The sequence below is a fragment of the Fulvimonas sp. R45 genome, from assembly GCF_030504985.1.
GTDB lineage: Bacteria > Pseudomonadota > Gammaproteobacteria > Xanthomonadales > Rhodanobacteraceae > Rhodanobacter_A.
Genome location: NZ_JASERU010000001.1, coordinates 59937 through 86770, shown reverse-complemented (window position 1 = coordinate 86770; position 26834 = coordinate 59937). Strand labels below are relative to the sequence as shown.

Here is a 26834-nt window from a genome sequence, read left to right as displayed (position 1 = left end):
CCAGGCGCGAGGCGTGTGACATTGTCGTACCGGTCCGTTTTCCGCCGCATGGGGTATCTGCTGGCCGTGCCCGGCCTGCTCGCGGGCACGGGCGCTGCCGCGCTGGATAGTCCGTCGGGCCCGGGGCGCGACGCCGCGACGGCGCGGGTCTCCATCCACATCCGCAGCGACCACCTGACGCTGCGCGTGGCCAAGGCGCCCCAGGTCTACCTGTCGGGCAACTTCGGGACCGAGGCCGTGCGGCAGGTGCAACGGCTGCTGGGGGAAGGGAAGATCCCGCCGGGTTCGGACGTCTATCTGGATTCGTCGTCCGGCGACGTCGCCTCCGGCATGGCGCTGGGGCGCCTGTTCCGCGCCGCGCGGCTCAACACGCATCTGGGCGCGTGGCGCGAGGCCTCGCGCCACGGCATGCCGGCCCGCCCGGCGACCTGCCTGGACGCCTGCGCGTACGCCTGGCTCGGCGGCCTGTACCGCTGGTCGCCGAGCGGCGCCGACCGCATCGGCCTGCACGAGGCGCTGTTGCCGGATCGCGCCGACGCAGCGCCCGGCACCCCGGCGCCACAGGCGTTGCGCGACTACATGCAGTCGATGGACGTGCGCCAGGAATATTTCGCGCAGGTGCTCGGCCCGGCGGTGGATGGCGTGGTCTGGTGGAACGCGGAGAAGATGGCGCCCTGGCTGGTGGCCAACAACGGACGCCTGCCGTTGACCGCGTCGTACGCGCCGTCACCCGGTGCGCCCACGCTGGTGTTGACCCAGGTGGTGCGTGGGGGGCAGAACCGGATCGAGCTGCAATGCGCCTCCGGCCAGGTGACGCTGACTGCCTATGACACCGTGGGCGAGGCGCGCGCGCGGCAACTGGCCGCGCGCGCCGTGTATGCCTATTTCGAAGTGGACCGCCAGGCCTGGGACCCGCGGCACGGCGAGCGCCCGCATACGGAAGGCGACGCGCTGGTCTTCGCGCGCCGGATGCCGTTCGTGCAACTCGCGCCGCTGTTGCGCACGGTGTCGCTGGGGGCGTGGGTCGAGATCGCCGGCAGCCCGGTCCGGCTGGGTTTTTCGCTGGCGCCGGTGGCGGTCGCGAAACTCACCCAGCCCTTCTACGCGAGCTGCCTCGCACTGCAGCCGGGCGCCAAGCCCGCGGCCAATCCCGCCAAGCGGGCCAGGCCTTCGTTCTGGAAGAGGATCTTCGGCCGGCCCTCATAGCCGGCAGGCGCCGGCGCGTCCCGGAGACGACGACGGCGCCGCAGTGGCGCCATCGTCGTTTCCAGCGTGGTGGCCACAGGCGCTCGGTCAGAGCGCCTCGAACACGCCCGCCGCGCCCATGCCGGTGCCGATGCACATGGTCACCATGCCGTACTTCTGCTTCCGGCGGCGCATGCCGTGGAGCAGGGTGGCGATGCGGATGGCGCCGGTGGCGCCCAGCGGGTGGCCCAGCGCGATGGCGCCGCCCAGCGGATTGACCTTGGCGGGATCGAGGCCGAGGTCCTTGATGACCGCCAGCGACTGCGCGGCGAAGGCCTCGTTGAGTTCGATCCAGTCGAGCTGGTCCTGGCGTATCCCGGTCTGCTTCAGTGCCTTCGGAATGGCTTCCTTGGGGCCGATGCCCATGATTTCCGGCGGCACGCCGGCGACGGAGAAGCCCACGAAGCGGCCCAGCGGTCGCAGGTCGTACTTCTTCAGCGCGGCTTCGCTGGCCAGCAGCACGGCGCCGGCGCCGTCGGACATCTGGCTGGAGTTGCCGGCGGTGACGGTGCCGCCGAACTGGCCGTTGCGGAACACGGTCTTGAGTTTGGCCAGCACCTCGGGCGTGGTGCCGGCGCGCGGGCCCTCGTCGTTCTCGATCAGGCGGCTGTCGGTGGCGATACCGCGGGTGGCGAGGTCGGGGTAGCGGTCGTCGAGCCGGAACGGGGCGATCTCGTCCCTGAACTCGCCGGCGGCCTGGGCGGCCAGCGCGCGGCGGTGGCTTTCCACCGAGAACGCGTCCTGCGCCTCGCGGCTGATCTTCCACTGCTTGGCGACGTTCTCGGCGGTGATGCCCATGCCGTAGGCGATGCCGATGTTCTCGTCGCTGAAGATCGCCGGATTCATGGCGATCTTGTGGCCCATCATCGGCACCATGCTCATGCTCTCGGTGCCGCCGGCCAGCATCAGGTCGGCCTCGCCGAGGCGGATGCGATCGGCGGCCATCGCCACCGACTGCAGGCCGGAGGAGCAGAAGCGGTTGATGGTGACGCCGGGCACGGTGTCGGGCAGGCCGGCCAGCAGCAGGCCGATGCGCGCCACGTTCATGCCCTGCTCGGCCTCGGGCATGGCGCAGCCGATGATGACGTCGGTGATGGCGTGCGGGTCGATGCCCGGCGCCTGCGCCAGCACGGCCTTGATGACGTGGGCCAGCATGTCGTCGGGGCGGGTGTTGCGGAACACGCCGCGCGGCGCCTTGCCCACCGGGGTGCGGGTGGCGGCGACGATGTAGGCGTCCTGGATTTGCTTGCTCATGGTGCTTGCTCCGTGGCATCGCGCCCGATGGCGGCGACGCGCTTCAGTTTTTGATCGTCATCCCTGCGCAGGCAGGGATCCAGTGTCGTTGACGTAAACCAAAGTCGCAGGGTCCCGGCCTTCGCCTGGACGACGAGCGGATCAGTTCCGCAGCGGTTTGCCGGTGGTCATGGTGTGCGCGATGCGCGCCTGGGTCTTTTCGGTCTTCGCCAGCTCCACGAAGTGCCTGCGCTCCAGGTCGAGCAGCCACTGCTCGTCCACCAGCGAGCCGCGCTCCACGTTGCCGCCGCACAGGGTGTCGGCGATGCGGGTGGCGATGGCGACGTCGTGCTCGGAGGCGAAGTAGCCGGCCTGCAGGTTGGCGAGCTGCGCCTTGAAGGTGGCGGTGCCGACGTCGCCGGCGACCGGGATGGCGCGCTGGTACAACGGCGGGCGCCAGCCGGAGTCGGCCAGCGACAGCGCCACCTTCTTCGCCACGTAGAGCAGCTCGTAGGCGTTGAACACCACCACGTCGCTGTCGCGCAGCAGGCCCATGGCCTTCGCCTCGATCGCGCTGGGGGAGACCTTGGCCATGGCGACGGTCTCGAACACCTTCTTCAGCGCCTCGAACGGGTCGACCGGGTTGGCGTGCGCGGCGCGCACGGCCAGCTCGTGCAGGCCGCCGCCGGCAGGCAGCAGGCCCACGCCGGCCTCGACCAGGCCGATATAGCTTTCCAGCGCCGCCACGGTGCGCGCGGAATGCATCTGGAATTCGCAGCCGCCGCCCAGCGCGAGGCCACGCACCGCGGAGACCACGGGCACCAGCGCGTGCTTGATGCGCATGCTGGTGCGCTGGAAGTTGGCGACCATCTTCTCGAAGTCGTCGAACCTGCCGGCCTGCAGCAGGCCCAGCGCGCCCTTGAGGTCGGCGCCGGCGGAGAACGGCTCGCCGGTCTGCCAGATCACCACGGCCTTGAGCTTTTCTTCCGCGATGCCGATCGCGTGCTGGATGCCGTCGAGCACCTGGTCGTTGACCGTGTGCATCTTGGTCTTGAACGAGATGATGCCGACACCGTCGTCGCCCAGCGTCCACAGGCGGATGCCGTCGTTCTCCCACACGGTGCTGCCCTGGTCGAAGGTCTCGCCGAGGATGGGGTCGGGGAACAACTGGCGCTGGTAGACCGGATGTGCGGAACGCGGCTTGTAGCTGCCAGAAGCCGCGGACCACGAACCCTCCTTGCCGTGCACGCCGTCGCGGCCGTCGAGCACCCACGCGGGCAGCGGCGCCTTGCTCATGGCCTTGCCGGCGTTGATGTCCTCCTGCACCCACTTCGCCACCTGTTGCCAGCCGGCGGCCTGCCAGGTCTCGAACGGCCCGAGCTTCCAGCCGTAGCCCCAGCGGATCGCGAAATCCACGTCGCGCGCGGTGTCGGCGATGTCGGCGAGGTGGTAGGCGGCGTAATGGAACAGGTCGCGGAAGGTCGCCCACAGGAATTGCGCCTGCGTGTCACTGGAGGCACGCAGCTTGGCGAACTTCTCGGCGGGATCCTTGATCGCCAGGATGGCGGCGACCTCGTCCGAGGCCTTCTGCTCGGAGGGACGGTAATCCTGCTTCGCCAAGTCCAGCACCACGATGTCCTTGCCGGCCTTGCGGTAGAAGCCGGCACCGTTCTTCTGGCCCAGCGCCCCTTTCTCGATCAGCCCGCTCAGCCACACCGGCGCTTTGAAGTAGGCATGCCACGGGTCGTCGGGCAGGGTGTCGGCCATGGTCTTGATGACGTGGGCCATCGTGTCCAGGCCCACCACGTCGGCGGTGCGGTAGGTGGCGCTCTTGGGGCGGCCCACGGCGGGGCCGGTGAGCGCGTCGACCACGTCGAAGCCCAGGCCGAACTGCTCGGTGTGGTGCATGGTGGCCAGCATCGAGAACACGCCGATGCGGTTGCCGATGAAATTCGGCGTGTCGCGGGCGATCACCACGCCCTTGCCGACGGTGGTGACGAGAAAGGCTTCCAGGCCCTCGACCACCTTCGGGTCGGTGAGGCGGGTCGGGATCAGCTCGACCAGGTGCATGTAGCGCGGCGGATTGAAGAAGTGCACGCCGCAGAAGCGATGGCGCATTTCTTCCGGCAGCGCCTCGGCCAGGCCGTTGATCGACAGGCCCGAGGTGTTGGAGGCCAGCACCGCGGTGGGCGAGACGTGCGGGGCGATCTTGCGGTAGAGGTCCAGCTTCCAGTCCATGCGCTCGGCGATCGCCTCGATCACCAGGTCGACGTCCCTGAGCTGGTCCATGTCCTCGTCGTAGTTGGCCGGGATGATGGCGGCGGCGAGGCTGGCGTCGGCCAGCGGGGCAGGCGAGAGCTTCTTCAGGTGTTCGATGGCCTTGAGCGCGATGCCGCTCTTGGGGCCTTCCTTGGCGGGCAGGTCGAACAGCACGGTCTCGACGCCGGCATTGGTGAGGTGCGCGGCGATCTGCGCGCCCATCACGCCGGCGCCGAGCACCGCGGCCTTGCGGATGCGCAGCGCCGGGACGGGTGAGGTGGATGCAGCGGTCATTGGCTTCTCCAGAGGTGGTGCGGACAGGGCAAACGGGTATGGAACGGAGGCGGCGGTCGTCGGCCGGTGAAAGGGTTCAGGGTGCGCTGAGGCCGGCGGCCGCGAAGCGGACGAGATGCGCGACGGTTTGTTCGCGATGGGCGCTCTCGCTGACGTCGCCCTTGCGCTGGATCATGCCGAAGCCGGACATGGCATGGGTCAGCGCGCCGGTGACCAGGTCGATGCGCCAGTACAGTTCGGCCTTGCTGAGGTGCGGCAGCAGGTGGGCGAACTCCGCGGTGAACTGGCGGATCACGTGGCCGTAGTTCTCCGACAGGAACTGGCGCAGGCGGTCGTCGTGCTCGGCGAAGGCGCGCGCCAGCACGCGCATGAACAGCGCGCCGTGGTCGTCGTGGGACAGCTCCAGCGCCGGGCGGATGAAGGCGTCCAGCACCTGCTCCAGGGTCGTGTCGTCGCGGCCGGCCACCCGCGCCAGCGCGGCCAGGCGGCGCTGGTTCAGGGCGTCCAGGCGGCGACGGAACACTTCCTCGACCAGCCGTTCCTTGGAGCCGAAGTGGTAGTTCACCGCGGCCAGGTTCACGCCCGCGGCCGCGGTGAGCTGGCGCAGCGAGGCGCCTTCGAAGCCGCGCTGCGCGAACAGGCTCTCGGCGGCGGCGAGGATGCGGTCCTTGGTCGAGGCTGGGTGGTTCACGCGGATTCCGCCGGGCGAGGAAAATCAAACGATCGTTTGAGCATAGGCAGGTACCTGGCGCGAGTCAAACGGTCGTTTGCCAGTCGCGGGCCCGCGACTTGCGTCTGGGTTAGAATCTGTCAGACTTTCGTGAGCTAAATCCGCATTTCGAGTCGTATTTGGCCCACAATCGGCGACCTCGACCGATTCTTCACATTTCCCGACGATTCCTTCCCGGAGCAGATATCCATGGCGCTGGAGCGCACCCTTTCCATCATCAAGCCCGATGCCGTCGCCAAGAACGTGATCGGCGAGATCTACGCCCGTTTCGAGAAGGCCGGCCTGAAGATCGTGGCCGCCAGGCAGAAGCAGTTGTCGCGCGCGGAGGCCGAGGGCTTCTATGCGATGCACCGCGAGCGCCCGTTCTTCAAGGCGCTGGTCGACTTCATGATCTCCGGTCCGGTGATGATCCAGGTGCTGGAAGGCGACGACGCCATCCTCAAGAACCGCGAGCTGATGGGCGCCACCAACCCGAAGGAAGCCGCGCCGGGCACGATCCGCGCCGATTTCGCCGACTCGATCGACGCCAACGCCGTGCACGGTTCCGACGCCGCCGAGACCGCGAAGGTGGAGATCGCGTACTTCTTCGCTTCCACGGAAGTCCATTCGCGCTGATGCGTTCTTCCGTGAACGCGAAGATCGAAAAGCGGCCATCCATGGCCGCACGAGTTGAACCAGGGCGTTCATCCGTGAACGCGAAGATCAAAAAGCGGCCATCCATGGCCGCACTCTGAAACTCTGAAACAGGGACATGAACCAGGTAGCCGCCACTTCATCCGACCAGCCCGGCGCCGCCGACAGGGTCAACCTGCTCGACTTCGACCGCCAGGGGTTGCGCGACTTCTTCGCGCAACTCGGCGAGAAGCCGTATCGCGCCGAGCAGGTGATGAAGTGGATCTACCACCGCCTGGAAGACGACTTCGGCAAGATGACCGACGTGGGCAAGGCGCTGCGCGCCAAGCTCGAGGCCTCGTGCTACGTCGGCCCGCCGAAGACACTGTTCGACAAGGCCGCCGCCGACGGCACGCACAAGTGGCTGCTCGGCATGGACCGCGGCAACGCGGTCGAGGCGGTCTACATCCCCGAGCCGACGCGCGGCACGCTGTGCGTGTCCTCGCAGGTCGGCTGCGGCCTGAACTGCCAGTTCTGTTCCACCGCCACGCAGGGCTTCAACCGCAACCTGGCCACCTCCGAGGTGATCGGCCAGATGTGGGTGGCCGCCAAGCACCTCGGCAACGTCACGCACCAGAACCGCCGTATCACCAACGTGGTGATGATGGGCATGGGCGAGCCGCTGCTGAACTTCGACAACGTGGTCGCGGCGATGAGCCTGATGCGCGACGACCTGGGCTTCGGCCTGGCCTCCAAGCGCGTGACGCTCTCCACCGCCGGCCTGGTGCCGATGATCGACAAGCTCTCCGAGGCCATCGACGTCTCGCTGGCGGTGTCGCTGCACGCGGCCAACGATGAGTTGCGCACGGAGCTGGTGCCGCTCAACAAGCGCTACCCGATCGCCGAGCTGCTGGGCGCCTGCCAGCGCTGGATCGAGCGCCGGCCGCGCACCTCGATCACCTTCGAGTACACCCTGATGAAGGGCGTGAACGACCAGCCCGAGCATGCGAGGCAGCTGATCAGGCTGATGCGCAAGCTGCCCACCGGCAGCGCCAAGGTGAACCTGATCCCGTTCAACCCTTTCCCGGGCACGCGCTTCGAGCGCTCGGACGCCGACACCATCCGCGCGTTCCAGACCCAGTTGCTCAACGGGAGCATCCTCACCATGCTGCGCCGCACGCGCGGCGACGACATCGACGCGGCCTGCGGCCAGCTCAAGGGACAAGTGCTGGACCGCACGCGCCGCCAGGCCGAATTCCGCAAGCGACTGGAAGAGGGGACCATGCATGCGGCTTGATCGTTTCCTGCTGGGCGCTGCCTTGTGCGTGTCGCTGGGCGGTTGCGTCAGCACCGGCGGCAACCACGAGAAGCTGCCCACCACCAGCAAGGCCGAACAGGCGGAGGATGCCGCGCGCATCCACACCGAACTGGGCCAGCACTACATGCAGATCGGCGACCTGCAGTCGGCGCTGCAGAAGCTCAAGCTGGCGCTGCAGTTCGACGACGACTACGCGCCGGCGCACACCGTGATCGCGGTGATCTACGAGCGCATCAACGACCTGCCCGACGCCGAGAAGCACTACCGCCGCGCGGTGGAGCTGGAGCCCAAGAAGGGCATGCCGAACAACAACCTTGGCGCCTTCCTGTGCCGCGAGGGCAAGACCGCCGAGGCGCTGCCGTATTTCCAGCGCGCCCTGGCCGACCCGTTCTACGGCACGCCGGCCCTGGCCTGGACCAACGACGGCGTCTGCCGCCTGCGCACGAACGACACTGCCGGCGCCGAGGCCAGCTTCCGCCAGGCCCTCAAGCTCGACCCGAACAACGGCGAGGCGCTGTACCAGATGGCCCGCGCCATGTACCTGTCCAACGACGCCTTCCACGCCAGCGCCTTCCTGCAGCGTTACGAGGCGCTGGGCCAGGGCAGTCCGGCCGCGCTCAAGCTCGGCCACGACATCGAACTCCGCCTGGGCGATACGGACGCTGCCCGCAACTACAACAAGCGTCTGCAAAGCCAGTTCCCCGATTCGGAACAGGCGCAGGCCCTCAACGCCGCCGCCAAGCCATGACCGTTCAGCCGTCCCGCCCGGGGGATACGACGTCTGAAGTCCCCGACCTGTTCGATGCCGTGCCGGCCGAGCCGCCGCACGGCGAAGCCGTGCCCGCGCCGGAGCCAGGCTTCGGCGCCCGCCTGCGCGCCGCGCGCGAGGCGCGCAGGCTCGACCTGGAAAGTTGCGGCCAGGCCTTGCGCCTGCCGGTGCGCGTGCTGCGCCAGCTGGAAAGCGAAGACCGCCAGGGCATCGACTACCAGGTCTACCTGACCGGCTACATCGCCAAGTACGGCCGCTACCTCGGCATCGACGAAGGCGAGATCCAGGCCGAGATCGCGCGCATCAAGCAGAACGACGTGGTGCCGGCCAGCCCGGCGCTGGTGGCCACCGGAGGCATCTCCCATTCGCGCTACCTGCTGGAGCGCTACGCCACCGCCGCCACCTACGTGGTGCTGACCGTGGTGATCGCCGTGCCCATCATCTGGCTTGGCGTGCGCGGCACGCTGAACAGCGACATGAGCCGGCTGGCGCCGCTCGACGCCACGCCGGTGGCGCAGCAGGACGCCGCGTCCGCCGGCAAGGGCGCGACGCATGCGGTCAAGGCCGCGCTGCCGGCGCCGGTGGTGAAGCCGCCGGAAGTCGACCAGCCGCTGATGGCGTCGATGATGCCGGTGCCGAGCCTCGCCGCCGACGTGGCCGCCAGCGCGCATCCGGCCGGGTCCGCCGCGACCAGCATCGGCAGCGGCGACCACAGCCTGGTGCTGTCGCTGGACCACAACAGCTGGGTCGAGGTGACGTCCGCCGACGGCAGCCGGCTGGAGTACAGCCTGCTGCCGGCGGGCACCGTCAAGACCTACCGCAGCGACCAGTCGCTGAACGTGCGCATCGGCAACGCCGACGGCGCCAGTGCCAGCCTCGACGGCCAGCCGGTGTCGCTGGACGACTACCGCCACGCCAACGTGGCGCACTTCCGCGTCGCCATCGAGGACGGCAAGGCCGAGCCTGCCGGCGCCTGAGCGCCATACGCGCCACGCCGCGCGGCCTGCCGCGCCGGCGGCGCAATCGGTTATGCTTGACCATTCGCCGCCCGTGGTCCGGGCGGCTCCCTTGCGGGCGCGGCGCTGGCGCCGCCGCAGGTATCGACAACGGCGCCCGCTGGCGCAGCCCTACACGGTGATTGCATGGCATTCGACGCATACGACGACTACGAGCAGAGCGAACGCGTACAGAAATGGCTGCGCCAGAACGGCGTGTCCATCGTGGTCGGTATCGTGATCGGGCTGGTCGCGATCTTCGGTTGGCAGCAATGGCGCAAGCACCAGGCGAACCACCAGGCCGCCGCCGCCCAGATCTACCAGCAGGTGCGCGATGCGCTGGCCTCCGGCCACGGCGACCAGGCCGACGCGCTGATCGCCGGCCTGATGAAGGACTACGCCGATACCGCCTACGCGATGTTCGCCGTCTCCGACCGCGCGGCGAAGGACGTGCGCGCCAACCAGCTGGACAAGGCCCTGGTGTCGCTGGACTGGGCGCAGCAGCACGCCAACTCGCCCGCGCTGAAGTCGCTGGCCGGGCTGCGCATCGCCCGCGTGCAGCTGGCGCAGGGCCACGCCGACCAGGCGCTGGCCACGCTGGACAAGATCCCCGCCGCCGACTATCCGGGCCTGGTGCAGGAACTACGCGGCGATGCGCTGGTCAAGCTGAAGCGTCCCGACGACGCGCGCAAGGCTTACCAGGCCGCCGAGGCCGCCTTGGACAAATCCGGGCTGCAGGGCGGTGACCTGCAGATGAAAATCGACGACCTGGCCGTGGCCGGAAAGCAGGGTGCATGAAAGCAGGACAGATGAAACGGGCGTGCACGATCGCGCTGGCGGCCTCGCTGGTGGCGCTGGCCGGCTGCCACTCCTTCAAGAAGGAGAACATCGAGCCGCCGACCCCGCTCGAAAAGCATTTCCGGCCCACCGTGCAGGTGCAGCGGCTGTGGAAGGCCAGGGTCGGTGACGGTGCCGGCGTGAGCGGCGTGCGGCTGCGCCCGGCGGTGGTCGACGGCGTGCTGTATGCCGTCAGCACCGACGGCAGCATCGCCGCCTTCGACGCCGTCAGCGGCAAGAAGCTGTGGTCGAACCACTCGCGCCAGCACGGCTGGTTCGGCTGGGGCGACAAGAAGCGCAAGGATTCCTACTACGCCGGCGGCCCCGCCGTGTCCGGCGACCTGCTGGCGGTGGGCACGCTGGACGGCCACGTCTACGGCTTCGACGCGAAGGACGGCAAGCCGCGCTGGACCGCCGAGCTGCCCTCCGAGGTGATCACCACCCCGGTGATCGACCACGGCCTGGTGGTGGTGCGCACGCAGGACGGCCGCCTGTACGGCCTCGACGCCAGCACCGGCGACCGCCGCTGGGTGTACGACCAGGGCAGCGTGCCCAGCCTCAGCCTGCGCGGCAACGGCGAGGTGCTGGCCGCCAACGGCGTGGTGTTCTACGGCAGCGACGACGGCAAGCTGGTGGCGCTGCGCGAGGACAACGGCGAGAAGCTGTGGGAGCAGAAGCTGGCCAGCGGCGAAGGCCGCACCGACATCGACCGCCTGGACGACGCCGACGGCGGCATCCTGCTCGACGGCAGCACGTTGTATGCCGCGGCCTACCACGGCAACCTCACCGCGGTGGACGGCCCCAGCGGCCGCCCGCTGTGGGCGCACCCGTTCTCCACCTACACCTCGCTGGCGGTGCACGGCAACGCGGTCTACGGCGTGGACGACACCGCGCAGGTGTGGGCGTTCGACAAGAGCACCGGCGCCGACATGTGGAAGAACGACAAGCTGCGCTACCGCTGGCTGAGCGCGCCGGAAGTGCAGGGCGACTACGTGGTCGCGGGCGACATGTACGGCTACGTGCACTGGCTGCAGACCGGCGACGGCGCGCTGGCTGCGCGCGAGCGCCTGTCCAAGAAGGCGATCCGGGCACAGCCGGTGGTGGTGGGCGGCGTGGCCTACATCGAGGACGTGGCGGGCCACATCGCCGCCTATCGCCTCGGCGCGCGCTGACGCCCGCGCCCGCACGTCAAGGAACCATGCTTCGCCATGCTGCCCGTCGTCGCCCTGGTCGGTCGCCCCAACGTCGGTAAATCGACCCTGTTCAACGCGCTGACGCGCAGCCGCGACGCCCTGGTGGCCGACCTGCCGGGCGTCACCCGCGACCGCCACTACGGCATTTGCCGCACCGGCGCACGCCCCTTCGTGGTGGTCGACACCGGTGGCCTGTCCGGCGTGGACGACGGCCTGGACGGGCTCACTGCGAAGCAGGTGCGCCTGGCCGTGCAGGAGGCGCAGGCGCTGGTGTTCGTGGTGGACGCGCGCGACGGCCTGTTGCCGCAGGACCGCAACATCCTCGACGAGCTGCGTCGTAGCGGCAAGCCGGTCGTGCTGGCGGTCAACAAGACCGACGGCCTGGACCTGGCCGGCGCGCTGGCCGAGTTCGCCCGCTTCGGCATCGCCGCCACGCTGCCGCTGTCGGCCGCGCACAACCGCGGCACCGAGGAACTGGTCGCCACGCTGCTGCCGCTGCTGCCGGAAGACGCGCACGAGGAACTGGCGGAGGGCGGGGACGACGGCATTCGCGTCGCCATCGTCGGTCGTCCCAACGCGGGCAAGTCCACCCTGGTCAACCGCCTGCTGGGCGAGGACCGCCTGATCGTCTCCGACGTGGCCGGCACCACCCGCGACCCGATCCGGGTGCCGCTGGAACGCGACGGCCGCAGGTACACGCTGATCGACACCGCCGGCGTGCGGCGCAAGGCACGCGTCGAGGAAGCGGTGGAGAAGTTCAGCGTCATCAAGACACTGCAGTCCATCGCCGCCGCCCAGGTGGTGGTGGTGCTGGTGGATGCGCGCGAGAACCTCGCCGACCAGGACCTCACCCTGATCGGCCATGCGATGGACGAGGGCAGGGCGCTGGTGGTCGCCGTCAACAAGTGGGACGGCCTGGACGCCTACCAGCGCGAGCAGTGCCAGCGCGCGTTGGAGCGCCGCCTGCAGTTCGTCAACTGGGCGAAGACCGTGTTCATCTCCGCCCTGCACGGCTCCGGCCTGCGCGAACTGATGCGCGCAGTGGTACGGGCGCACGCCTCGGCGACCAGGGAACTGGGTTCGTCCGACCTCACCCGCACGCTGGAAAAAGCCTACGAGAGCTACCAGCCGCCGCTGGTGCGCGGCCACGCGCCGAAGCTCCGGTTCGCCCACCCCGGCGGCAGCAACCCGCCCACCATCGTCATCCACGGCAGCCGCACCAAGCACATCGCGCCGGCCTACCGCCGCTACCTGGAGAATTTCTTCCGCCAGCGCTACAAGCTGGAGGGCACGCCGGTGCGCATCGAATTCCGCGAGGGCGAGAACCCCTTCGCCGGCAGGAAGAACGTGCTCACCGAGGCGCAGCAGCGCAAGCGCCAGCGGATGATCCGCGAGATGAAGCGGCGCGGGAAATAGACCGGATCCACCGAACCGGCATCCATGGTGGCCGTGCCTGTCGCGGGTTGCCGCTCCGCGGAAAGCACGAACCTGCCCAGCCCGCCCCTCTCCTTTCCCCGGAGGGGCGAGGGAGCGCGCGTTACACTCTTGCCATGTCTCTTCCGCCGAATCGCGACACCTGGCTGGCCGAACTGCGCGGCCGCATCCCCGAGACCGCGCCCGCCCAGGCGCTGGCGCTGCAGGCGCATGGCGCGCTGCTGGTCGACGTGCGCGAGGATGGCGAGCGCGTCGCCGGTTCGCCTGCCGGGGCGCTGGGACTGTCGCGCGGTTTCCTCGAGTTGCGCATCGAACAGGCCGAGCCGGACCGCGAGCGCCCGATCCTCACCCTGTGCGGCAGCGGCATGCGCTCGCTGCTGGCGGCCGAGGCGTTGCTGCGGCTGGGCTATCGCAACGTGCAGTCCGTCGCCGGCGGCTTCGAGCGCTGGAAGGCGGAGGGCCTGCCGGTCGCCACGGGCGCGCTCGATGCCGATGCCGTCGAACGCTACGCGCGCCAGCTGCGCCTGCCGCAGGTCGGCGAGGCCGGGCAGGCGAAGCTGGCGGCGGCGAAGGTCGTGCTGCTCGGTGCCGGTGGCCTCGGTGCACCGGCGGCGCTGTACCTCGCCGCGGCCGGGGTGGGCGAGCTCACCCTGGTCGACGACGACCGCGTGGAGCGCTCGAATCTGCACCGCCAAGTGATCCATGCCGATGCGCGCGTGGGCATGGCCAAGACCGAATCGGCGCGCATCGCGCTGAACGCGCTGAACCCGCGCGTGCGCATCGAGCTGCGCAACGAACGGTTGCGCGCGGACAACGTGGAGCGCCTGCTCGACGGCCACGACCTGGTGATCGACGGCGCCGACAATTTCCCCGCGCGCTACCTGCTGGCCGCCGCCACGCGCCAGCTGAAATTGCCGATGGTCTACGGCGCGGTAGAGCGTTTCACCGGCCAGGTCAGCGTGTTCGACCCGCGCCGCGACGATGCGCCGTGCTACCGCTGCCTGTTCCCCGAGCCACCCGCGGCCGCCGAGGCGCCGAACTGCAGCGAGGCCGGCGTGCTGGGCGTGCTGCCCGGCATCGTGGGCCTGCTGCAGGCCACCGAGGCGCTGAAGCTGCTGCTGGGCGCCGGCGAGCCGCTGGTCGGCCGCCTGCTCTCGTTCGACGCACTGGCGATGCGCTTCCGCGAGACGCGCCTGCCGCGCGACCCGCATTGTCCCGGTTGCGGTGCCGGCGCGGTCTTCCACGGTTACGAGGACATCGCCGCCTTCTGCGCGGCGGCAGGCTAGGGCGCCGCCACAGCCTGGCGGAGGTCTTCCGCCACCAGCGCATACATCGCCGCATGGACCGATTCGCCATGGACCACCAGCCGCTTGCGGGCGATGCCTTCGAAGCGCGCGCCGGCCTTTTCGGCAGTCCGCCGGCTGGGCAGGTTGTGCTCGGCCACCACGATCTCCAGCCGGCGCAGGCCGAACCGTTCGAAAGCGTAGGGCGCCAGCAGCCGCACCGCCCGTGCGGCGAGTCCTTGCCCCTGGTGCGGCTGGCCGACCCAATAGCCGACGTTGGCGGTCCGGTACTCGGTCCGGAACTGGTTGAGGCCGACGCAGCCGAGCGGTTGTCCTCCGCCGACCGTGACCGCGAGGGCGCATTCCCCCTCGCCGCTTGCCCAGCCTCGCTCGACGTCGCGCATCCAGAGCAGGGCATCGGCGTTCGAATAACCGGGCGTGCACCAGTTCATCCACCGGCCGATGGTGTCCATCGAGGCATGATGCCAGGGCCGCAGGAGCAGCTCGCCGTCGGTCAGGACGGGAGGGGGCAGGGGAACAGGGTCGGTCATGGGTTTGTGCAGGGAGTGGCCTGCCGCGATAATGCCGGGTTTACGGACCAGGCACGACCATGGGCGCACGCATCCTCGACGGCAAACGCATCGCGCAGGAACTGCTGGAGCGCATCGGCCGCCGGGTCGGCGAGCGCAAGACGCAGGGCCTGCCCGCGCCGGGCCTGGCCGTGGTGCTAGTGGGCGACGACGCGGCCTCGTCGGTGTACGTGCGCAACAAGCGCAAGGCCTGCCAGCAGGTGGGCTTCCGTTCCTTTGACTTCGACCTGCCGTCCGCCACCACGCAGGCGGAGCTGTTCGCGCTGATCGACCGCCTCAACGCCGACCCGGCCGTGCACGGCATCCTGGTGCAGTCGCCGTTGCCGGCGCACATCGACGAGGACGCGCTGGTCGACCGCATCGACCCGGGCAAGGACGTGGACGGCTTCCAGGCGGTGAACGTGGGGCGCCTGGCGCTGCGCCGCTTCGGCCTGCGCCCGTGCACGCCCAAGGGCGTGATGACCCTGCTCGGCCATACCGACCGCCCGGTGCGCGGCCAGCACGCGGTGGTGGTGGGCGTGTCCAACCATGTCGGCCGGCCGCTGGCGCTGGAGCTGCTGATCGCCGGCTGCACCACCACCTGCTGCCACAAGTTCACCCGCGACCTGGAAAGCCACGTGCGCCAGGCCGACATCGTGATCGTGGCGGTGGGCCGCGCGGGGCTGGTGAAGGGCGAGTGGATCAAGCCCGGTGCGGTGGTGGTCGACGTCGGCATCAACCGGCTCGACGACGGCCGGCTGGTCGGCGACGTGGAATTCGCCCCGGCCGCCGAGCGCGCCAGCTGGATCACCCCAGTGCCTGGCGGCGTGGGCCCGATGACGGTGGCCACGCTGATGGAGAACACGCTGGAAGCGGCCGAGGCGCGCGACGCGGGCGCGAAGGCGGGTTAGCTCCCGCGGTTCTTGCTCGTCGTTCCGGCGCAGGCCGGAATATTCCCGCTGCCGGATGAGCTTCTCCCCCTGCACGCAGGGGGGGGAGGTTGGGAGGGGGCACGCTTTGGCTTTCAAGCCAAGAGCACCCCACCCCAGCCCTCCCCTGCACGCAGGGGAGGGCGCCCTTTGCCCCGACCTTCGAGGCAGATGGGCAATCTTCACCATGCTTCGCTTGCCGATCTTTGGCAGAACCGTCTCCCGCTCTCGCCTCCGCTTTCGCACTCGCGTATAATCCCCTCTTTGCAGGGAACATTTCGATGCGCATCCTCGCCGAGGCCCTGACCTACGACGACGTGTACCTCGTCCCGGGCCATTCCGTCGTGCTGCCGCGCGACGTCGACACCTCCACCCGTTTCACCCGCGGCCTGCGCCTGAACATCCCCATTGTGTCCGCCGCCATGGACACGGTGACCGAGGCGCGCCTGGCCATCACCATGGCGCAGCAGGGCGGCATCGGCATCATCCACAAGAACATGACCCTCGAGCAGCAGGCCGCGGAAGTGCGCCTGGTGAAGAAGTTCGAGGCCGGGGTGATCCGCAACCCGTTCAGCGTGAGCCCGGACACCTCCATCCGCGAGGTGCTCAAGCTCACCCGCGCGCACAATATCTCTGGCGTGCCGGTGGTGGAGGGCGAGAAGCTGGTCGGCATCGTCACCAGTCGCGACATGCGCTTCGAGCGCAAGCCCGACGACCCGGTGCGCAACATCATGACCCGCCAGGACAGGCTGGTCACGGTGAAGGAAGGCGCCAGCCAGGACGAGGTGCTGCTGCTGCTGCACAAGCACCGCATCGAGAAAGTGCTGGTGGTCAACGACGACTTCCACCTGCGCGGCCTGATCACCGTGAAGGACATCCAGAAGGCCCGCGACAACCCCAACTCCGCCAAGGACGCCAACGAGGCGCTGCTGGTCGGCGCCGCGGTGGGCGTGGGCGGCGATACCGAGCGCCGCGTCGAGGCGCTGGTCGAGGCCGGCGTGGACGTGCTGGTGGTGGACACCGCGCACGGCCATTCGCAGGGCGTGATCGACCGCGTGGCCTGGGTCAAGAAGCAGTTCCCGCAGGTGCAGGTGGTGGCCGGCAACATCGTCACCGGCGAGGCCGCGCTGATGCTGCGCGACGCCGGCGCCGATGCGGTGAAGGTGGGCGTGGGCCCCGGCTCCATCTGCACCACCCGCGTGGTGGCCGGCGTGGGCGTGCCGCAGATCACCGCGATCGACATGGTCGCCACCGCGCTGAAGGATTCCATCCCGCTGATCGCCGACGGCGGCATCCGCTATTCCGGCGACATCCCCAAGGCGCTGGCCGCCGGCGCGTCCACCGTGATGCTGGGCTCGATGTTCGCGGGCACCGAGGAATCGCCGGGCGAGGTCGAGCTGTTCCAGGGCCGCTCGTACAAGAGCTACCGCGGCATGGGCTCGATCGGCGCGATGCAGCTCGGCTCCAAGGACCGCTATTTCCAGGACAACGAGGCCGACGCCGACAAGCTGGTGCCCGAGGGCATCGAGGGCCGCGTGCCGTACCGCGGGCCGCTGCGCAACATCATCCACCAGCTGATCGGCGGCCTGCGCGCCTCGATGGGCTACCTCGGCGCAGCCACCATCGACGACGTGCGCCACAAGGCGCAGTTCGTCAAGGTGACCTCGGCCGGTGTCACCGAGGCGCATCCGCACGACATCCAGATCACCAAGGAAGCGCCGAACTATCGGCTGAATTCCTGACGCATGCGGGAGCGACTGCGCTCCCGACCGTCATTCCGGCGCAGGCCGGAATCCAGTAGCCGCGCGTTCTGGTTGTCGCGAGCGCACCCGGCCTGCAGCACATGCTGCGATGACGTCACTGGATTCTGGCCTGCGCCGGAATGACGACTCCAGCCTCCAGCCTTCCTGGCCGCCGCCCATGACCGCCAATATCCATAGCGACAAGATCCTCATACTCGACTTCGGCGCGCAGTACACCCAGCTGATCGCGCGCCGCGTGCGCGAGATCGGCGTCTACTGCGAGATCTGGGCGTGGGACCACAACCCGGCCGAGATCGCCGCGTTCGCGCCCAAGGGCATCATCCTGTCCGGCGGCCCGGAATCGACCACGCTGCCGGGCGCGCCGAAGGCGCCGCAGGAAGTGTTCGATTCCGGCCTGCCGATCCTCGGCATCTGCTACGGCATGCAGACCCTGGCCGCGCAGCTCGGCGGCGCCACCGAGGCGGCCGACCAGCGCGAGTTCGGCCATGCGCAGGTCGACATCGCGGGCAACAGCCGCCTGTTCGCGGGGCTGAGCGACCATGCCGGCGCGCACCGACTCGACGTCTGGATGAGCCACGGCGACCACGTCAGCCAGGCGCCGCCGGGTTTCGCCGTCACCGGCACCACCGACCGCATCCCCGTCGCGGTGATGGAGAACGAGGACAAGCGCTGGTACGGCGTGCAGTTCCATCCCGAGGTCACGCACACCAAGCAGGGCAGTGCGCTGCTCAAGCGCTTCGTCACCGAGGTCTGCGGCTGCGCCGCGCTGTGGACCGCCGACAACATCATCGAGGACCAGATCGCCCGCGTGCGTGCGCAGGTCGGCGGCGACCACGTGCTGCTGGGCCTGTCCGGCGGGGTGGATTCCTCGGTGGTCGCCGCGCTGCTGCACAAGGCGATCGGCGACCAGCTCACCTGCGTGTTCGTCGACACCGGCCTGCTGCGCTACAAGGAAGGCGACCAGGTGATGGCCACCATGGCCGAACACATGGGCGTCAAGGTGATCCGCGTGAACGCGGCCGAGCGCTACTTCAAGGCGCTGGAGGGCGTAGCCGACCCGGAAGCCAAGCGCAAGATCATCGGCCGGCTGTTCGTGGAGATCTTCGACGAGGAGTCGGCCAAGGTCACCGAAGCCGGCCATGGCCAGGTGAAGTGGCTGGCGCAGGGCACCATCTACCCCGACGTGATCGAGTCGGCCGGCAGCAAGACCGGCAAGGCGCACGTCATCAAGAGCCACCACAACGTCGGCGGCCTGCCCGAGGACATGAAGCTCGGCCTGGTCGAGCCGCTGCGCGAGCTGTTCAAGGACGAGGTGCGCCGCATCGGCGTGGCGCTCGGCCTTCCGCGCGAAATGGTCTACCGCCACCCGTTCCCCGGTCCGGGCCTGGGCGTGCGCATCCTGGGCGAGGTGAAGCCGGAATACGCCGAGCTGCTGGCCCGCGCCGACGCCATCTTCATCGAGGAGCTGCGCAAGGCCGACCTGTACGACCGGGTCAGCCAGGCCTTCGCCGTGTTCCTGCCGGTGAAATCGGTGGGCGTGGTCGGCGACGCCCGCGCCTATGAATGGGTGATCGCCCTGCGTGCAGTTGAAACCATCGACTTCATGACCGCGCACTGGGCGCACCTGCCGTACGACTTCCTCGGCAGGGTTTCCAATCGTATTATCAACGAATTACGTGGTGTTTCTCGCGTGGTTTATGACATCAGTGGCAAGCCGCCGGCCACGATCGAGTGGGAGTAGGAAAATCAGGCGGTTGCATTGACATGAGAAAGCCGGCCTCGTGCCGGCTTTCTCATGTATAAAGCGCAACTCATTGGCAGGAAAAGAATTGCCGTTCGATTCCCCGGGAAGGCTGTGAGCTGGCCTCACACCTGCAACCGATCCCCCTTGCGCGCCACCAGGCTGTACAGGATCGGCATCAGGAACACGCCGATCACCAGCCGCGTCAACATGCCGCTGACGATCACCAGCGCGAACGGCCGCTGCGAGTCGGTGCCCACGCCGGTGGCCAGCGCCGCCGGCAGCAGGCCCAGCGCGGCGACCAGCGCGGTCATCATGATCGGCCGCAGGCGCAGGACCGCCGCCTGCCGCACCGCCGCGTCAATGGCCATGCCATCGCGGCGCAACTCGTTGACGCAGGAGATGTAGACCACCGAGGTCAGCACCGAGACGCCGAACAGCACGATGAAGCCGATGCCCGAGGACACCGAGAACGGCGTGCCGGTGAGCCACAGCGCGACGATGGCACCCACCGGCGAGGTGAGCAGCACGCCCAGCACGGTGATGAACGGGAACTTGAAGTTGCCGTACAGCACGAACAGCAGGCCGAAGATCAGCAGCACGGTGAGCGGCAGGATCACCCCCATCTGCGCGCGCGAGGCGGTGTATTCCTTGTACTCGCCGCCCCAGTCCAGCCGGTAGCCCTGCGGCAGCTTCACCTTCTTCGCCACCTGCCTGATCGCCTCGCCTACCGCGCCGGCCAGGTCGCGCCCGGCCACCGAGAACTGCACCCCGATGTAGCGCGCATCGTCCTCGCGGTAGATGAAGGAGGCGCCGTTGCTGACCTGGATCTTCGCCAGTTCCTTCAACGGGACCTGCTGGCCGGTCGGCGTGGCCACCGGGATGTCGCCGATCTCCTGCGGGTTGTCGCGGTACCTGCGGTCCAGCCGCACCACCAGGTCGAACTGGCGGTCGCCCTGCACGACCTGGGTGGCCACGCTGCCGCCGATGGCGCTTTCGACCAGGCCGTTGATGTCGGCCACGTTGAGGCCGTAGCGGGCGATCTTCGCGCGGTCCACGTCGATGGTCAGGCTGGGCTGGCCCAGCTCGTGCACCAGGGTCACGTCGGTGATGCCGCGCACGTGTTGCAGCACCTGGCGGATCGCCAGGCCCTTCTGCTGCAGGGTCTTCAGGTCGGGACCGAACACCTTCACCGCCAGCGCGCTCTTGAGTCCGGTCTCGGCCTCGTCCACGGCGTCCTCCGCGGGCTGGGTGTAGTTGAAGTCGATGCCGGGGAAGTCGCGCAGCTTCCTGTCGATCGCCGCGATCAGCGCCTGCTTGCTGGCGTACTTGCCGCCCCATTGAGCATAGGGCTTCAAGCCGACGAAGAACTCCACGTTGAAGAAGCCGGTGGAGTCGGTGCCGTCGTCGGGCCGGCCCAGCTCGGAGGTGACCGTGGTGACCACCGGGAACGAACGCAGGATGGCGCGGATCTTCGGCGCGATCTTCGCCGCCTCGTCGTAGGAGATGGTGTAGGGCATGGTGGCGCGCACCCACAACGAGCCTTCGTCCAGGTGCGGCATGAACTCGGCGCCGATGCCCGGCACCAGCAGCAGCGCCAGCGCCAGCAGGGCGGCCGGCACCGCCGCGGTGCGCCAGCGACTGGCCAGGCAGCGATCCAGCCAGCGGGTGTAGAACGCCTGCAACTTCTCCATGATCGCGTTGCGCCGCTCGCGCACGCCGCGGCGCATGAACAGCGCGCACAGCACCGGCAGCAGGGTCAGCGTCACCAGCAGCGAGCCGACCAGGGCGAAGATCATCGTGTCCGCCATCGGCTTGAACAGCGTGCCGGACGGCCCGGTAAGCACGTAGATCGGCAGGAAGCTGGCCACGATCACCGCCACCGCGTAGACCAGCGGGCGGTCCACCTCGGAGGCGGCGTCGCGGATCACCTCGCGGATGTCGTAGTCGGTGCCGCGCCGTTTCGCCAGTTCGCGGAAGACGTTCTCCACCATGAAGATGGCGCCGTCGACCAGGATGCCGAAGTCCACCGCGCCGATGGAGAGCAGGTTGGCCGAGGCGTTCTTGAGGTCCAGGCAGACGAAGGCGAACAGCAGGGACAGCGGCACCGTCACCGCCACGATCAGCCCCGCGCGCAGGTCGTACAGGAAGAACACCAGCACCACCACCACCAGCGCCATGCCCAGCAGCAGGTTCTTCTGCACCACCCGGGTGGTCTCGGCGATCAGGTCGCTGAGGTCGTAGAACGGGTGGACCTTCACGTCCTGCGGCAGTACTTGGGTGTTCAGCTCGCGGGTCTTGGCCTCGATCCGCCGCAGCACGTCCTGGGTCTTCTCGCCGGTCAGCATCAGCACCACGCCTTCGACCGCGTCGTCCTGGCCCATGTAGCCGAACTCGCCCAGGCGCGGGGCGATGCCGATCTTCACCGTGCCCACGTCCTTGACCAGGATCGGCGTGCCGTCGTGCACGGCCAGCACCACGTCGCCGATGTCCTCGACGGTCTTCAGCCGGCCCAGCCCGCGCACGTAGTAGAACTGGCCGCCCTGCGAGTAGAAGCCGCCGCCGGCGTTGCCGTTGTTGGCGGCCAGCGCGGCCTGCACCTGCGCCACGGACAGGCCCAGCGCGGCGATCTTCGTCGGATTCAACAGCACCTGGTACTGCATGGTGCCGCCGCCGAAGCCGGAGTCGTCGGCCACGCCGGGCACCGAGCGGTACTGCGGCGCCACCACCCAGTCCTCCAGCGTCTTCAGCTCCATCGGCGAGCGGTCGGGACTCTGCAGCACGTAGCGGTAGATCAGCCCGGACGGCGAGGACAGCGGCGACACCGAGGGCGACACGCCGTCGGGAAGGCCGATGCCGCCCAGCCGGTTGAACACGCGCTGGCGCGCGAAGTAGTTGTCGGTGCCGTCCTCGAAGGTGAGGGTGACGTCGGACAACCCGTACAGCGAGATCGAGCGCTTCACCTTGAGCCGTGGCACGCCGCTCATCGCCAGCTCGACCGGCACCGTGATCAGCCGCTCCACCTCCTCGGCGGAATGCCCCGGCCACTGCGTGATGATCTCCACCATCGGCGGCGACAGGTCGGGGTAGGCGTCCATCGGCAGGCGCTGCAGCGACCAGACGCCCGTGCCCAGCAGCAGCAGCGACAGCAGCACGACCAGCAGGCGCTGTTCCAGCGCGAACGCCACGATGCGATTGATCAGCGAACTCTTGTAGGGCGGCTCGGCGCCCGGTGTCGGCAGCGTGCTCATGGGCTCTGCATGAAGCGCACGAAGATGCCGCCGTCGACCACCACGCGTTCGCCGGCGCGCAGGCCGGCGAGGATGTCGTAGCGGTCGCCGTCGCGGTAGCCCAGGGTCACGTGGCGGCGCGCGAAGCTGCCGTCGGGCCGGGCGACGTAGACGAAGGGCAGGTTGTCGTCGTCGCGCAGCACCGCGGCCACCGGCACCAGCAGGCCGCTGCGCACCTGGCGGGAATGGATCGCCACGCGCACGTACATCTGCTTCTTCAGCCGGTCGCCGGGGTTGTCCACCAGCACGCGGGCGAGCACCGCGCGGGTGTCCGGATCCACCTCGGCGGAAAGGTGCACCACCGTGCCGGCCAGCGGCCGGCCGGCGTCGCCGGTCGAGACCTCGGCCGGGTCGCCCTGCTGCACGGCATCGACGTCGGCGCCGAACAACTGCGCCTGCACCCAGGCGCGCGACAGGTCGGCGATGGTGAAGCACGGCGTGTTGCCGGCCTGCAGCCACTGGCCGGGGGTGATCGGGCGCTCGACCACGGTGCCGGCCAGCGGCGCGCGGATCACGCCCTCGACGCGGGCGACCGGGCGTCCCGCGCGGATCGCCGCGATGTCCGCCGGGTCCACGTGCATCGCCTGCAGGGCCTGCAGCGCGGCGTCTCGGTCGGCTTCGGCGTTGGCGGCGTCGGTCTGCGCCTGCGCCGCCTCGCGCGCGGAGACGCCCTGGTGCGCCACCAGGTCGCGGTCCTGGTCAGCGAGCCGGCGCAGGGTGCGGGCGGTGTCCAGCGCCTTGCGGTAGTCGCCCACCGCGGCAGCGAAGTCGGGCGAGGACACCACCGCCAGCGGCTGGCCCTTCGCCACCTTCGCGCCGACCGCCACCAGCAGCCGCGTCACCGGACCGGAGAACGGCGCCAGCACGGTGGTCGCCTGGTCGTTGTCGAAATCGACCGTGCCGGCGGCTTCCACCGTGCGGCGGAAATCCGAGCGCGCCACGGTGTCGAGGCGGATGTGCTTGAGCTGCGCGGGCGTCAGCGTCACGTCGTGGGCGATGGCGTCCGCGGGCGGCGCGGCCTCCTGGCCGGCGTGGCCCGAGCAGCCGCCGAGGGCGGTGGCGAGCAGCAGCACGGACAGGACGGAGCGCGTGGCGCGACGCGCGACAGGCGACAGGCCGCCGGAGGTTTCAGGGTTCATGGGATGTCCGTTGCGTGTCCGCGCGATGCCACCAGCCGCCGCCCAGCGCCTGGAACAGCGCGACGGTGTCGGCGTAGCGGCTGGCCTGGGCCTGGACCAGGTTGATCTGCGCCTGTTGCCAGGCCTGTTCGGCGTCGAGCAGCGCCGACGGGGCGGCGTAGCCGTCGCGCACCTGGCGCCGGGCGATGTCGAGCGAGGTCTGCGCGGCGCGGGCGGCCGTGGCGTTGTCGCGCAGGCTCTTCGCGTCCTGCTGCAGGGCGGTGAGCGTGTTGGCCACGTCGCCGAAGGCGGCCAGCACCGTGCTGCGGTACTGCGCCGCGGCCTCGTCGTAGGCGGCCCTGGCGGCGCGCTCCTGGTGCATCAGCGTGCCGCCTTCGAAGATCGGTGCGGTAACGTCGGCCGCCACGTTCCAGAACGCGGTGCCGGCGGAGAACAGCTTGCCGATCGCCAGCGCGGTGCTGCCGGCGTCGGCGCCGAGCTGGATCTGCGGCAGGCGGCTGGCCGCGGCGACGCCGATCTGGGCGCTGGCCGCGTGCAGGTTGGCCTGCGCCTGGCGCACGTCCGGCCGCTGCGCCACCAGGCTGGAAGGCAGGCTCAGCGGCAGTTCGCGCGGCAGCTTCAGCCCGGCCAGGGTGAAGCGCTGCTGGGGCGCCTCGCTGGGAAAACGCCCGACCAGCGCGGCCAGCTGGTAGCGCAACTGCGCCTGCTGCTTGGCCAGGGCGGGCAGGGCGGCCCGGACCTGGGCCAGCTGGGCCTGCTGGGCGGCCACGTCCTGCAGGCTGGCGGCGCCCTGCGACTGCCGGTAACGCAGGATGTCCAGCATGTGCTGGTTGATGTCGACGAGTTTCCGCGTGGCGTCGAGCTGGGCCTGCGTGGCGGCCAGCTGGATCGCCGCCACCGCGACGTTGGCGGTGAGCGTGTTGTAGGTGGCGATGGCCTGGAAGCGCACGGCCTGTTCCTGCGCCTGCAGCGACTCGTGGCCGCGCCGGTTCAGGCCGAACACGTCGGGCGCGTAGGACACGCTGACGCTCGGGGTGAACAGGTTGTACAGGTAGGCGTTGTTGCTGGGCACCGGCGCTAGCGCGCCGGACGGGTCCTTTTCGCGGCTGGCCGACACGCCGGCCGACACCGAGGGCAGGAAGCTGCCGCGTTGCGCCAGCGTGTTCTCGTGCGCGGCGCGCAGCGCGGCCTGGGCCGCGGCGAGGTCGGGGTTGTGCCTGAGCGCTTCCTCGACCAGGCGGTCCAGCGCGGGCGAATCGAACAGCGTCCACCAGTCGCCGGCGACGTCGCCGCCGTGCCGGAAGTGCTGGGCGTCGCCGCCGGTCGTGCCGGGCGCGGCGACGGTGCCGGCGGGCGAATGCGCGACATAGCCGCGCACCGGCGGCGGAGCGGGCTGCCTGAAGTCGGGACCGGCCGCGCAGGCGGCCAGCAGCAGCGTGGCCAGCGCCGCGCAGGCGGCGCGCGGTCGCGGCAGGCGGGGTTGCGGCGGCGGCGTCATTGCGGGCGGGGGAGCGGGCCGGCCATGGGCGTGCGGCCCTCGTGCTGCGATGCTGCGTGGAGCTGGACCATCCCTTTCTGCATCCCCGTCGGGTGGGCGCCATGGCAGGCGCAGGCGTGCCTGCGGCTGCACCGTGGGCGCGGAAGAAGAACACGTCGAATCCGGAAAGTTCCCCGCCTTCGTGCATCGAATTTTCTTTCGAATCAAGAAGAAAGAGGACGCCTGCCAAGCATAGCCGCGAGCGCCGGCGCACTCCATCGCCGGTGGATGCCGCGTTCTCCGATATGCTTGCGTCCTTCGTGCCGCGCCGCGCCGCGCTTCGCTTTCCGGAACCGATGAACGACACCGACCCGACGCCCTCCGCATCCTTCAGCGCCGAGGACACGGCCTGCATGCGCCGTGCGCTGCAACTGGCCACGCATGCGCGCGATGCCGAGAACGAGGTGCCGGTCGGCGCCGTGCTGGTGCTGGACGGCACGATCGTGGGCCTGGGCTGGAACCGCAACATCACCCTGCACGACCCCAGCGCGCACGCCGAGATCATGGCCCTGCGCGCCGCGGGCGAGAAGCTCGCCAACCACCGCCTCACCGGCGCCACGCTGTACGTGACGCTGGAACCCTGCGCGATGTGCGCGATGGCCTTGATCCACGCGCGTATCGGCCGCGTGGTGTACGCGGCGACGGACCCCAAGACCGGCGCGGCCGGCAGCGTGTTCGACACCCTCGTCGACCCGCGTCACAACCATCGCGTCGAGGTACAGGGCGGCCTGCTGGCGGAGGAATCGGCGGCGATGCTGCGCGAGTTCTTCCGCGCGCGGCGCTGACGCCGCAGGCGGGCGTCGGGTCAGCTCCCCAGCAGGAAGGCCAGCGCCTGCGCGCAGGGCTGCTGCACCTTCAGCGCCAGCAGGGGATCGGCGCGGGTGCGGCCCAGGTTCACCGCGGCGACCGGCTTGCCGGCCTTCGCCGCTGCATGCGCGAAGCGGTAGCCGGAAAACACCATCAGCGAGGAGCCGACCACCAGCATCGCGTCGGCCTGCTCCAGCGCCTGCATGGCGCGGGCCACGCGCTCGCGCGGCACGTTCTCGCCGAAGAACACCACGTCCGGCTTGAGCACGCTGCCGCAGCGCGGGCAGGGCGGCACGTCGAAGCGGTCGAAGTCCAGGCCTTCCAGGTCGGCGTCGCCGTCGGGCGCGTCGCCGGCCTCCAGCGTGGCCCAGCCCGGGTTGCGCCCGATCAGTTCGAGCTGGAAATCCACGCGCGGCAGGCGCAGCTCGCAGCCCATGCAGCGCACCTGGTCCAGCCGGCCGTGCAGGTCGACCACCGCGCGGCTGCCGGCGCGCTGGTGCAGGCCGTCCACGTTCTGCGTCACCAGCAGCGACAGCCGGCCCCGCGCCTCCAGCCGGGCCAGCGCGTGGTGCGTGCCGTTGGGCTCGGCGCGGCCGAAGCGGCGCCAGCCGACCAGGCTGCGCGCCCAATAGCGCCGGCGCGTGCGTTCCTCGCCCATGAAGGCCTGGAAGGTGACCGGTTGCGCCCGCTTCCAGCCGCCGTCGGCATCGCGGTAGTCGGGAATGCCGGAATCGGTGCTGCAGCCGGCGCCGGTCAGCACGAACAGGCGCGGGTGCGCGGCCACGAAGGCGGCCAGGTCGCTTTCATGGCGGGCGGGGGACGGGGCGTCGGGCGTGGGCTGGATGGCGGACATGGCG

21 protein-coding genes are annotated in these 26834 nt (G+C 69.8%); 13 read left to right on the top strand and 8 right to left on the bottom strand.

The features are described 5' to 3' along the window. The first annotated feature begins 48 nt into the window (after positions 1-48). Entirely contained in the window at positions 49-1206 is a 1158-nt protein-coding gene (locus tag QMK61_RS00405; RefSeq protein WP_302069685.1) for a hypothetical protein, read from the top strand. An 87-nt stretch (positions 1207-1293) separates the two neighbouring features. Here the strand turns inward: QMK61_RS00405 and QMK61_RS00400 are convergent, their stop codons facing one another. The 3 genes from QMK61_RS00400 to QMK61_RS00390 all read right to left on the bottom strand — a co-directional run bounded on the left by QMK61_RS00400 (position 1294) and on the right by QMK61_RS00390 (position 5722). Further along, positions 1294-2499, bottom strand: a complete 1206-nt coding sequence (locus QMK61_RS00400; protein ID WP_302069684.1) for an acetyl-CoA C-acyltransferase — start codon at positions 2497-2499, stop codon at positions 1294-1296. A gap of 141 nt (positions 2500-2640) precedes the next feature. Next, entirely contained in the window at positions 2641-5031 is a 2391-nt protein-coding gene (locus QMK61_RS00395; protein WP_302069683.1) for a 3-hydroxyacyl-CoA dehydrogenase/enoyl-CoA hydratase family protein, read from the bottom strand. A gap of 76 nt (positions 5032-5107) precedes the next feature. Further along, positions 5108-5722: a TetR/AcrR family transcriptional regulator gene (locus QMK61_RS00390; RefSeq protein ID WP_302069682.1), complete on the bottom strand. Its 615-nt coding sequence runs from the start codon at positions 5720-5722 to the stop codon at positions 5108-5110. A gap of 228 nt (positions 5723-5950) precedes the next feature. Between QMK61_RS00390 and ndk the strand changes: the two genes are divergently transcribed. From ndk to moeB, 8 genes are all read left to right on the top strand, one after another. Continuing rightward, on the top strand, positions 5951-6376 hold the full coding sequence (gene ndk, locus QMK61_RS00385; RefSeq protein WP_302069681.1) for a nucleoside-diphosphate kinase: 426 nt from the start codon (positions 5951-5953) through the stop codon (positions 6374-6376). A 136-nt stretch (positions 6377-6512) separates the two neighbouring features. Further along, positions 6513-7670, top strand: a complete 1158-nt coding sequence (rlmN, locus tag QMK61_RS00380; protein WP_302069680.1) for a 23S rRNA (adenine(2503)-C(2))-methyltransferase RlmN — start codon at positions 6513-6515, stop codon at positions 7668-7670. Beyond that, on the top strand, positions 7660-8439 hold the full coding sequence (gene pilW, locus QMK61_RS00375) for a type IV pilus biogenesis/stability protein PilW (RefSeq protein ID WP_302069679.1): 780 nt from the start codon (positions 7660-7662) through the stop codon (positions 8437-8439). Before rlmN ends, pilW begins: the two co-directional genes overlap by 11 nt. Beyond that, a complete protein-coding gene (locus tag QMK61_RS00370; RefSeq protein WP_302069678.1) occupies positions 8436-9437 on the top strand; it encodes a helix-turn-helix domain-containing protein in 1002 nt (333 codons plus the stop codon). The genes pilW and QMK61_RS00370 overlap by 4 nt, the downstream gene beginning before the upstream one ends. Positions 9438-9602: 165 nt before the next feature. Then, positions 9603-10253, top strand: coding sequence for a tetratricopeptide repeat protein (locus tag QMK61_RS00365; protein WP_302069677.1), 651 nt, complete (start codon positions 9603-9605; stop codon positions 10251-10253). After that, the gene (gene bamB / locus QMK61_RS00360) at positions 10250-11464 is read left to right on the top strand and encodes an outer membrane protein assembly factor BamB (protein WP_302069676.1); all 1215 of its coding nucleotides are present in this window, start codon (positions 10250-10252) and stop codon (positions 11462-11464) included. The genes QMK61_RS00365 and bamB overlap by 4 nt, the downstream gene beginning before the upstream one ends. 36 nt (positions 11465-11500) lie before the next feature. Further along, a complete protein-coding gene (gene der / locus QMK61_RS00355; RefSeq protein WP_302069675.1) occupies positions 11501-12901 on the top strand; it encodes a ribosome biogenesis GTPase Der in 1401 nt (466 codons plus the stop codon). A 134-nt stretch (positions 12902-13035) separates the two neighbouring features. Then, positions 13036-14205: a molybdopterin-synthase adenylyltransferase MoeB gene (gene moeB, locus QMK61_RS00350; RefSeq protein ID WP_302069674.1), complete on the top strand. Its 1170-nt coding sequence runs from the start codon at positions 13036-13038 to the stop codon at positions 14203-14205. On the opposite strand, the gene QMK61_RS00345 is transcribed toward moeB, so the two are convergent. Beyond that, entirely contained in the window at positions 14202-14753 is a 552-nt protein-coding gene (locus tag QMK61_RS00345; protein WP_302069673.1) for a GNAT family protein, read from the bottom strand. The two genes, moeB and QMK61_RS00345, sit on opposite strands and share 4 nt — an antisense overlap. 59 nt (positions 14754-14812) lie before the next feature. Between QMK61_RS00345 and folD the strand changes: the two genes are divergently transcribed. From folD to guaA, 3 genes are all read left to right on the top strand, one after another. Continuing rightward, positions 14813-15682 carry a bifunctional methylenetetrahydrofolate dehydrogenase/methenyltetrahydrofolate cyclohydrolase FolD gene (folD, locus tag QMK61_RS00340; protein ID WP_302069672.1) on the top strand — a complete coding sequence of 290 codons (870 nt, stop codon included), beginning with the start codon at positions 14813-14815 and terminating at the stop codon, positions 15680-15682. A 299-nt stretch (positions 15683-15981) separates the two neighbouring features. Further along, positions 15982-17442: an IMP dehydrogenase gene (guaB, locus tag QMK61_RS00335; protein ID WP_302069670.1), complete on the top strand. Its 1461-nt coding sequence runs from the start codon at positions 15982-15984 to the stop codon at positions 17440-17442. Positions 17443-17620: 178 nt separating this feature from the next. Continuing rightward, positions 17621-19204, top strand: coding sequence for a glutamine-hydrolyzing GMP synthase (gene guaA / locus QMK61_RS00330; RefSeq protein ID WP_302069669.1), 1584 nt, complete (start codon positions 17621-17623; stop codon positions 19202-19204). A 125-nt stretch (positions 19205-19329) separates the two neighbouring features. On the opposite strand, the gene QMK61_RS00325 is transcribed toward guaA, so the two are convergent. Genes QMK61_RS00325 through QMK61_RS00315 form a run of 3 tightly spaced genes read right to left on the bottom strand, consistent with a single transcriptional unit; the run spans position 19330 to position 25131 of the window. Further along, positions 19330-22455 (bottom strand): CusA/CzcA family heavy metal efflux RND transporter, encoded by a 3126-nt coding sequence (locus QMK61_RS00325; protein ID WP_302069667.1) that lies wholly within the window; start codon positions 22453-22455, stop codon positions 19330-19332. Further along, positions 22452-23633, bottom strand: coding sequence for an efflux RND transporter periplasmic adaptor subunit (locus tag QMK61_RS00320; protein ID WP_302069666.1), 1182 nt, complete (start codon positions 23631-23633; stop codon positions 22452-22454). The genes QMK61_RS00325 and QMK61_RS00320 overlap by 4 nt, the downstream gene beginning before the upstream one ends. Beyond that, complete coding sequence (locus QMK61_RS00315; RefSeq protein WP_302069665.1) at positions 23623-25131, bottom strand: efflux transporter outer membrane subunit; 1509 nt, start codon at positions 25129-25131, stop codon at positions 23623-23625. The genes QMK61_RS00320 and QMK61_RS00315 overlap by 11 nt, the downstream gene beginning before the upstream one ends. 335 nt (positions 25132-25466) lie before the next feature. On the opposite strand from QMK61_RS00315, the gene tadA reads away from it, so the two are divergent. Beyond that, positions 25467-25955: a tRNA adenosine(34) deaminase TadA gene (gene tadA / locus QMK61_RS00310; RefSeq protein WP_302069663.1), complete on the top strand. Its 489-nt coding sequence runs from the start codon at positions 25467-25469 to the stop codon at positions 25953-25955. Between the two features lie 20 nt (positions 25956-25975). Here the strand turns inward: tadA and QMK61_RS00305 are convergent, their stop codons facing one another. Then, positions 25976-26830 (bottom strand): NAD-dependent protein deacetylase, encoded by an 855-nt coding sequence (locus QMK61_RS00305; protein WP_302069662.1) that lies wholly within the window; start codon positions 26828-26830, stop codon positions 25976-25978. Between the last annotated feature and the right edge of the window lie 4 nt (positions 26831-26834).